1 protein-coding gene and 1 pseudogene are annotated in these 2046 nt (G+C 58.7%); one reads left to right on the top strand and one right to left on the bottom strand.

The window, feature by feature from the left end; all coding sequences use genetic code 11:
- Positions 1-1555, bottom strand: a pseudogene (locus tag L0H65_RS19025) (indolepyruvate ferredoxin oxidoreductase family protein); the annotation flags it as partial.
- A 160-nt stretch (positions 1556-1715) separates the two neighbouring features.
- Here L0H65_RS19025 and L0H65_RS19020 point away from each other — a divergent pair.
- A partial coding sequence (locus L0H65_RS19020) for a LysR family transcriptional regulator (protein ID WP_301460764.1) occupies positions 1716-2046 on the top strand: 331 nt, incomplete at its 3' end.

Genomic DNA, 2046 nt, shown 5'->3' with positions numbered 1-2046 from the left:
AGGTGATGTTGACACCCGAGGCGAGCGCACCCCGGATCGCCAGCATCCCGGAATGGTTGTAGGTGCCTTCGCCAAGGTTCTGGAAAATATGCTCCGTCTTTGAAAACGGTGCCTCACCAGTCCATGCCATACCTTCGCCGCCCATCTGGGTCAGCCCTTCGGTGCCGCGATCCATCCACAGCGCCATGATGTGACAACCGATGCCACCGCCCGCGCGCGTGCCTTCGGGCAGCACGGTGGAGGTGTTGTGCGGGCAGCCCGAACAGAAATAGGGCAATCGGGCCGCGATATCCTGCGCATTGTCGGAAACCTTTGCCTCGTCAATCCGTTGCAAGGCGGCCTTCAAGCGGTCACTGCCCCGGTCCTCGTCCATCAGGATATGGCCGAGCTTCGTCGCGATCATCATCGGATCCAGCGCCATCGGCACCGGGAACAGAACTTCCGCCTCTGGCGATCCCTTGCGCCCACCCCAGACCCTGCGACCGCGCCGGTCGTCAAATATCGCCTCCTTGATCTGCACCTCGATCAGCTTGCGCTTTTCTTCCACCACGATGATCAGATCAAGCCCATCGGCCCAATCGTGGAACCCGTGCATATCCAGCGGCCAGGGTTGACCCACCTTGTAGGTGGTGATGCCAAGGCGCAGCGCCTCCGCCTCGTCAATGCCCAGAAGCGACAGCGCATGGGTCAGATCGAGCCAGTTCTTGCCCGCAGCAACAAGGCCGATCTTGGCCCCCGGCTTGCCCCAGACCCGGCGATCCATGCCGTTCGCGCGCGAAAACGCCTCTGCGGCATAGCGTTTGTAATTGACCAGACGGTCCTCTTGCGGCACCCAATGGTCATTCAGGCGGATATTCAGACCGCCTTTCGGCATCTCGAATTCCGGGATCACGAAGGACACGCGGTCAGGGCTGCCATCGACAACGCTGGTCGCCTCTACCGTATCTTTCATCAGCTTCAACGCGGTCCAGACCCCGGCAAACCGCGACATCGCAAAGGCGTAAAGCCCGTAGTCGAGGATTTCCTGCACACCCGCAGGTGAAATCACCGGGATCGACACATCCACCGCCGCCCAATCCGACTGGTGACAGGTGGAGGAGCTTTCGCCGGTGTGGTCATCACCCAACGCCATCACGACGCCACCATTGCGCGAGGTGCCTGCAAGGTTGGCATGCCGCATCACATCACCGGAGCGGTCCACCCCCGGCCCTTTGCCGTACCACAGGCTGAAAACGCCATCAAAGCGCCCTTGACCGCGCAGTTCCGCCTGCTGACTGCCCCAAACCGATGTTGCGGCCAAATCCTCATTCAAGCCCGGTTGGAACTTGATATCTGACGCCTCCAGCAGCTTTTTCGAGCGGGTAAACTGCAAATCCACCGCGCCCAAAGGTGAGCCTCGGTATCCGGTGCAATAGCCTGCGGTGTTCAACCCGGCGGCACGGTCGCGCGCCTTTTGCATCAACATCAAGCGCACCAACGCCTGGGTGCCGTTCAGCAACACCGGGGATTTCGTCAGATCCAAACGGTCATTCAGTGAAATCTCATGTTTGGCCATCGCAAGTCTCCCCCCTTCGATGTAACGTCATCGACAGTATAGGTCAAAATGACTGACCTACAAAGCCAAAGTTTCGGGTCGGTTTTCATTTACTTGTGATAGGAAACCGCTAGAAACACCCGAGATATAAAACAGTGTAAAGCATGAAAAGAGTTGCGTGATGGATTGGGACAAGCTCAGAATATTTCACGCGGTGGCGGATGCTGGCAGTTTGACCCATGCGGGCGATACGCTGCATTTATCACAATCCGCAGTGTCGCGCCAAATCCGGTCGCTGGAAGAAAGCCTGAATGTCACCCTTTTTCACCGTCATGCACGCGGACTGATTCTTACTGAACAAGGCGAATTGCTGTTTGATGCGACAAATTCGATGGCCAAACGGCTGGACGCCGCCGCCGCGCGCATCCGCGACAGCGAAGACGAAGTGTTTGGCGAATTGCGCGTCACCACCACCACTGGTTTCGGCACGCTTTGGCTTGCCCCACGCCTGC

It is taken from the genome of Pseudorhodobacter sp. (genome assembly GCF_030452865.1).
Lineage (GTDB): Bacteria > Pseudomonadota > Alphaproteobacteria > Rhodobacterales > Rhodobacteraceae > Pseudorhodobacter.
Note: the sequence above shows the minus strand (reverse complement) of the source record. Positions and strands in the feature narration are given on the sequence as shown.